This is a genomic window from Mesorhizobium sp. M4B.F.Ca.ET.017.02.2.1 (assembly GCF_003998955.1).
GTDB lineage: Bacteria > Pseudomonadota > Alphaproteobacteria > Rhizobiales > Rhizobiaceae > Mesorhizobium > Mesorhizobium abyssinicae.
In genome coordinates this window covers 1-6,320 of sequence record NZ_RZOF01000359.1, presented here as the reverse complement: position 1 = coordinate 6,320, position 6,320 = coordinate 1, and the positions used below count along the sequence as shown (strand labels likewise).

The 6,320-nt window shown below is 66.6% G+C and carries 6 protein-coding genes; 2 read left to right on the top strand and 4 right to left on the bottom strand.

All coding sequences use genetic code 11. The features are described 5' to 3' along the window. Both EN738_RS29035 and EN738_RS29025 read left to right on the top strand, forming a co-directional pair. Positions 1-803: cytochrome ubiquinol oxidase subunit I (locus EN738_RS29035; protein WP_145966963.1), on the top strand; the 803-nt coding region annotated here is incomplete at its 5' end. A gap of 268 nt (positions 804-1,071) precedes the next feature. Beyond that, on the top strand, positions 1,072-2,076 hold the full coding sequence (locus EN738_RS29025) for a cytochrome d ubiquinol oxidase subunit II (RefSeq protein ID WP_127286650.1): 1,005 nt from the start codon (positions 1,072-1,074) through the stop codon (positions 2,074-2,076). A gap of 165 nt (positions 2,077-2,241) precedes the next feature. On the opposite strand, the gene msrA is transcribed toward EN738_RS29025, so the two are convergent. The 4 genes from msrA to EN738_RS29005 form a co-directional block, all read right to left on the bottom strand. Then, complete coding sequence (gene msrA, locus EN738_RS29020; protein WP_127286649.1) at positions 2,242-2,976, bottom strand: peptide-methionine (S)-S-oxide reductase MsrA; 735 nt, start codon at positions 2,974-2,976, stop codon at positions 2,242-2,244. 108 nt (positions 2,977-3,084) lie between these two features. Beyond that, on the bottom strand, positions 3,085-3,390 hold the full coding sequence (locus EN738_RS29015; protein ID WP_127286648.1) for a hypothetical protein: 306 nt from the start codon (positions 3,388-3,390) through the stop codon (positions 3,085-3,087). Positions 3,391-3,474: 84 nt separating this feature from the next. Continuing rightward, complete coding sequence (locus EN738_RS29010; RefSeq protein WP_127286647.1) at positions 3,475-4,182, bottom strand: DUF1223 domain-containing protein; 708 nt, start codon at positions 4,180-4,182, stop codon at positions 3,475-3,477. A 666-nt stretch (positions 4,183-4,848) separates the two neighbouring features. Next, positions 4,849-5,913 carry a TadE/TadG family type IV pilus assembly protein gene (locus EN738_RS29005; RefSeq protein WP_127286646.1) on the bottom strand — a complete coding sequence of 355 codons (1,065 nt, stop codon included), beginning with the start codon at positions 5,911-5,913 and terminating at the stop codon, positions 4,849-4,851. Positions 5,914-6,320: the final 407 nt, after the last annotated feature.

Sequence of the window (6,320 nt, the reverse complement as noted above, 5' to 3'; positions counted from 1 at the left end):
CCTCGGGGCTGACCGTCTCCTTCCTCATCGCCGGCCTGTCGGCGCTGCGCTACCTCACCGGCGACCGCTCGGAATCGATGTGGAAGGCGCTGCGCACCGGCGTCTTCACCGCCGCCATCCTGATCCCGATCCAGATTTTCGCCGGCGACCAGCACGGCCTGAACACGCTGGAGCACCAGCCGCAGAAGATCGCCGCCATGGAAGCCAACTGGAACACCGGCCCCAACGTGCCGCTGGTGCTGTTCGCATGGCCCGACGAGGCGGCCCGGGAGAACAAATTCGAGGTCGCCATCCCCGACGGCGCCAGCCTCGTGCTGAGGCACTCAACCAGCGGCGTCGTGCCGGGGCTGAACGACTATCCCGGCAACCACCCGCCGGTCTTCCCGGTGTTCTGGGGTTTTCGCATCATGGTCGGCACCGGCATCCTGATGCTGATCGTCTCGTGGTCGGCGGCCTTCTTCCTCAAGCGCCGCCACAGCCTGCCGAGGCCGCTGGCGCTGCTGATGGTGCCGATGACGATCTCCGGCTGGGTGGCGACGCTGGCCGGCTGGTACACCACCGAGATCGGCCGCCAGCCCTGGCTGGTCACCGGCGTGCTGAAGACCGCCGATGCCGTCGGCCCGGTCGCCGGCAGCCACGTCGCGCTGACGCTCGCCATCTATCTCGTCCTCTATTTGGCTTTGCTGATCGCCTATCTCGGCGTGCTGGTGCACCTGGCGCTGAAGGCGGCCAAGGACGGCGACGCCTCGCCGCTGCCGGGCGTCATGAACGCCGCCATGTCGCAGCCGGCGGCAGGAGAGTGAGCGCAGTGGTCGAACTGCGAAGAAATCTTGACTCGACGCCGGACGCTGGCGCTGCCCCTCACCTGCCTGCCGGCATCCTCTCCCCGTGTAGGGACGGGGAGAGGGGCGCTCCCATCGCCGGTTTCGCCAATCGCCGACGTTGCAGGAAGTACGCTGTTGTTGCGGCCAGCCCCCTTCTCCCCGTCACCATACGGGGAGAAGGTCCCGGCAGGGGGATGAGGGGCGGCGCCGACCTCGGCAATCGAGACTGGCGCGCGAGGAGAAGAAAATGACCTATGACTGGCCAACCCTGCTTCCCTTAGTCTTCGCCGGCCTGATGGGCCTCGCCATCCTGATCTACGTCATCCTCGACGGTTTCGATCTCGGCATCGGCATCCTGTTCGCCGCCGCCGACGACCACGAGCAGGACACCATGATCGCCGCCATCGGTCCGTTCTGGGACGCCAACGAGACCTGGCTGGTGCTGGCCGTCGGCCTGCTGCTGGTCGCCTTCCCGCTGGCGCATGGCACCATCCTCAGCGCGCTCTACATTCCGGTCTTCGTGCTGCTGGTCGGCCTGATCCTGCGCGGCGTCGCCTTCGACTTCCGCGCCAAGGTGCCGGCCGGCAGCAAGCATCGCTGGAACCGCATCTTCTTCCTCGGCTCGGCCGTCGCCTCGCTGGCGCAGGGCTATATGCTGGGCGTCTATGTGCTCGGCCTCGACGTCGGCCTCGGCGGCATCGCCTTCGGCGCGCTGGTGGCGCTCTGCCTGTCGGCCGCCTATGCGGCGATGGGCTCGGCCTGGCTGATCTACAAGACCGAGGGCGAATTGCAGAAGAAGGCGGTGCGCTGGCTGCGCACCGCGCTGGTGCTGGCCGCGCTCGGCATGGTCGCGGTGTCTCTGGCGACGCCCTTCGCCAGCCCGCGCATCTTCGACAAATGGTTCCTCTTTCCGGAGATCCTCTATCTCTCGCCGCTGCCCATCCTGTCGGCGCTGCTGTTCGTCTGGCTGTGGCGGCAGACCTTCCATCTGCCGAAGCCGAACGACCGCCACGCGCTGACACCGTTCCTGACGCTCGCCGCCATCTTCGCGCTCGGCTTCGCCGGCCTCGCCTGGTCGTTCTACCCGTTCGTGGTGCCCGACAAGCTGACCATCTGGCAGGCAGCCTCAGCGCCGGAAAGCCTGATCGTGATCCTCGTCGGCGTCGTCGTGGTGCTGCCGATCATCATCTTCTATTCGTTCTATGCCTACCGGGTGTTCGGCGGCAAGGCGACGGATCTGACATACGATTGAGAGCGTCTTTCTCCCCCCTCGAGGGGGAGATGGCCGGCAGGCCAGAGGGGGTCGGTCCGACCGGGCTCGGCCTGCTTCCTGGCGCCGATAGGGGTCGGCGCCCACGCGCGCGGACCCCCTCTGTCGCCTTCGGCGACATCTCCCCCTCGAGGGGGAGATTGCCGCTCAGCTCTTGCTCGACGCCAGCACCAGCACCGGCTTCTCGCTGTAGAGCTTCGGGAACAGCGTCTTCAAATTCGCCACCTTGGGCAGGTCGTTGTAGACGATGTAGGGATAGGTCGGGTTCAGCGTCAGGAAATCCTGGTGGTAGTCCTCGGCCGGATAGAACGTCTTGCCGGTTTCCAGCGTGGTGACGATCGGCTGGGAAAACACCTTGGCCTTGTCGAGCTGGGCGATGTAGCTCTCGGCCACCTTCTTCTGCTGGTCGTTCCCGGCGAAGATCGTCGAGCGGTACTGCGTGCCGTGGTCCGGCCCCTGGTAGTTGAGCTGCGTCGGATTGTGCGCGACCGAGAAATAGACCTGCAGCAGCTGGCCATAGGTCACCTGCGACGGGTCGTAGGTGATCTCGACCGACTCGGCATGGCCGGTGCTGCCGGTGCCGACGACCTCGTAGACGGCGTTTTCCTTGCTGCCGCCGGTGTAGCCGGACACCGCCTTGGTCACGCCCTTGACGTGCTGGAACACGCCCTGCACGCCCCAGAAGCAGCCGCCGGCGAAGACCGCCGTCTCGCTGCCGCTGGCAGCCTTCTCGTCAATTGCCGGCGGCGGGATCACCACCGCGTCCTCGGCCGAGACCGCCGGCGTCTGCCAGAACGCGGCGGCCGCGACGGTCAGGACGAGCGCGGCGAGCGCGCCTTTGGCGAAGGTCGATGATCGCTTCTGCTGTCGAATTGCGGTCATGTTGGAACTCCCTTGCTGCTGTTCACCATATACGAAACCGGCCGCCGCCGGGTTCTCACTTTGGCGTGCGTCGGCTGCTGTCGGCGGCGTCGCAAGCCTTGGCCCAACTTATTGCGCTGGAGCCATCGCATCGACGGGCTTCATCGCATCCGTGGCCGGCTTCATCGCATCCGTCGCCGGCTTCATGGCATCGGCCGGCTTCATCGCCTGCGTGCTCATCGCATCGGTCGCCATGGCATTGGCAGGCTTCATCGCGTCGGTCGCCGGCTTCATCGCGTCCGTTGCCGGCTTCATCGCCTCGGTGGCCATCGCGGTGGCCGGCTTCATGGCGTTGGTCGCGTCGTCGGCGCGGGCGCCGGCGGCGAACGCCGTGGTTGCGAGCGCGAAGGCGAGCGCGGTCAGGAATTTGGTCATGGGTAGTCTCCTTGAGTTGTGGCGCGCGATGCGGGCCGGATGGTGCGCTGCCGCCCCTTGCGGCATCGCGCGAAGAAGGGATGATCAGTTCGCCGCGGCGGCCAGGATCGGCCCGCCGCCGGGTGTCTGCACCAGCACCGCGGTGTTGAGCCCGCCGCCATCGGCCGGCAGCGGCAGCGTCGTCGCCTCGCCGTTCCAGCGGCCGAGCCGCTGCAGCGAATGCACGACATTGGCATGCGGCAGGGTGCGGCCGGTGTTTTCGCCGCGCGCCACCGGCACTTCGACGACGCCGCGTCTGTAACGCACCAGCCAGACATCGGCCGCCCCGCCGGGCGCCGTGCCGGCGCCGATGCTCACCTTGCCGTCGCCGAGCGCAAGCGCCGGGCCCTTGGCCTGCGGGCTGGTCGAGATCAGCCGCTCGATCTCGCCGGGCGCGGCGCCGACCGCGTCGGCGCTGCCGTTCACCACCACCTGCGGCGTGAACGGCCCGTCATGGCCGAGCGGCGGCTCGTAATTCACCTGGCGCTGGGTGAACTCCTGCCGGCCGAACGTGTCCTTCCAGCCGAGATAGTCCCAGTAGGTGACGTTGAACGACAGCGCCAGCACGCCCGGCCGGTCCTTGACCTTGATCAGATTGGCGTTGGCCGGCGGGCAGGACGAGCAGCCCTGGCTGGTGAACAGCTCGACCACGGTCAGCGGCTGCGCCGACGCCGCGCCGGCGCTGGCGGCCAGCGCGATGAAGGCCGCGCCGGCGAGCCATGCCTTGCCGAGCGTTGTCTTTGGTCCGGTCATGAGAAACAGTCTCCATTGCGGCGGGTCATGCTCCCATTTCGCCGTGCCGGAGGACTTCGTTACAGGCATCACCGGTTTGTGATTGAGGGACGCGACGTTGGAGATTGGCGAAGCCTGGGGCGACATCCGATCTCCCCCCTTGTGGGGGAGATGTCCGGCAGGACAGAGGGGGGCGCCGTAGAGCGCCGACTCTTCAACAATCAAGGGTCTTTTTCGTAAGGCGTCGGCTCAAGACCACACAACAGGTCTAATTGCAGGCCTGCGCAGCTCGCCGCAATGCCGGCGGGACAGCACCCCTGCTGTCCTCCCCGCATCTCCCCCCGCAAGGGGGATTGGCCAGCTCATACCGTCCGCCGCCTGGCTCCTTTCCTCTCCCTCCGGAGGGGGGAGAGGTGTCGCTGCGAAGCAGCGACGGAGTGGGGGAAGGCGGTTCTTAAATACGCCGCCGCCGACAATTCACCAATCAGGGCCAGGCATCACTCCGCCAGAAACAACGAACGCCGGCGCTGGTCGACCCCCACTCCGTCGAGCTTCGCTCGACACCTCTCCCCCGATCGACGGGGGAGAGGAAAGGCGCCCTTCATGCTCCCATTGGCTCTTCAATCCGGAAACTGGAGGGTACCGCCCTTCGAGTGCGTGATCTCCCCACTTGGGGAGATCAGCTCATCACTGCGTCAGCACCGTGTTGGACGGCCGCTGGTTGAAGTCGCACTTGCCCTGGACGGTGTAGAAGAAGTCGGCGTTGCTGACGTCGGCCGGCACCGGGTTGCCGCCGTCTTCCCAGGCCTGGTAGCCGGTCTGGCCGCAGGGCACGGCGGTGAAGATGTCGACCGTCTGGCCGGTCGCGACCTCGGGCATGGTGGTGGTGCTGTTGCCGATGTAAAGCCGGTTCGAGGTGCTCGGATCGTTCGACTTCAGCACCTTCGGGCTGCCCGAGGGCACATCCATCTGCAGATAGAGGCTGTCCATCTGGCTGACGTCGATCACCGCGCCGGTGCCGTTGGCGGGATAGAACGTGTCGGCGCAGGTCGTCACATATTTCTTGCTGCCGCTGGTCTGCGTGATCGCGCCGCTGGGCAGGCTGTTGAAGTTCTTCACCGTGGCGGTGGTGCAGACCTGCTGCTGGACCTTGGTCGTGGTGCTGCCGCTGATCGTGCTGACGATCGCGGTGCCGTAGCCCTTCGGGTCGCCGAAGCCGTTATAGGTGTAGGTGATCGTCATCAGCGGCTTGGCCACGGTGTCGCCGAACTTGGTGCCGTAGAGCGTCATCGTCTTGTTCCAGTAGCCGGACACTTTCGTCACCCTGAACGTCGTCTGCACCAGCGCCGGCCGCTTGCGCACCGCCGAGGTCACGCCGACCTGCACCGTGTCGACCTTGGCGATCTGCATGAAATTGGTCGGCATCGGATAGTGCGCCGAAGCCTTGGCGGTGGCGGTGCCGTCGGCGGCCACGACGAAGCTGTCGAGCGTCGCGCTGCCTTGCCCGCCATTGGCGGCGAAGGACTGCTGCAGCGACTTCTCGCGGTCGGCCAGCGTGGTGGTCTTCGGCAGCGTGGTGATCGACAGGATCGCCGCGTCGAGCGCGTTCTGCATGTTGCTCTTCGTCTGCACCGCCGAGGTGTAGTCGACCGAGAGGCCGACGGCGAGCAGCAGCGGCACCAGGATCATGAGGAACACCGGCACGATCGAGCCGCCTCGCGAACGGACGAAATCGCTTGCGTATCGCAACATTCTCGAAGTCCCCCAAAACCGTAGCCTGCCCAGCAGCGGCGGATCATGCCCCAAACTGGTGGATTAATGTTTAAGGCACGGCTTATTTAGGTGCGGCGAAGGTTGTGGCCGGGATTTGCCGGCACGAGTGCCTGCCGAACCCTCATCCGCCTGCCGGCACCTTCTCCCCGTATAGTGACGGGAGAAGGGGGCGGCCGCGATCTTCCCGCCCATCCTGCGCCCGCGATTGGCGAAATCGGCGACGGGAGCGTCCCTCTCCCCGTCACCATACGGGGAGAGGATGCCGGCAGGCAGGTGAGGGGCAGCGCCGACGTCAGCAATTGCCCTCCGCCGACTGCGACGGCAACCGTCACTTCCCCTCCCCGTCCCCGTGGCCCGCAAAGCCAGCGCCCCGCTTGCCCCTCAAC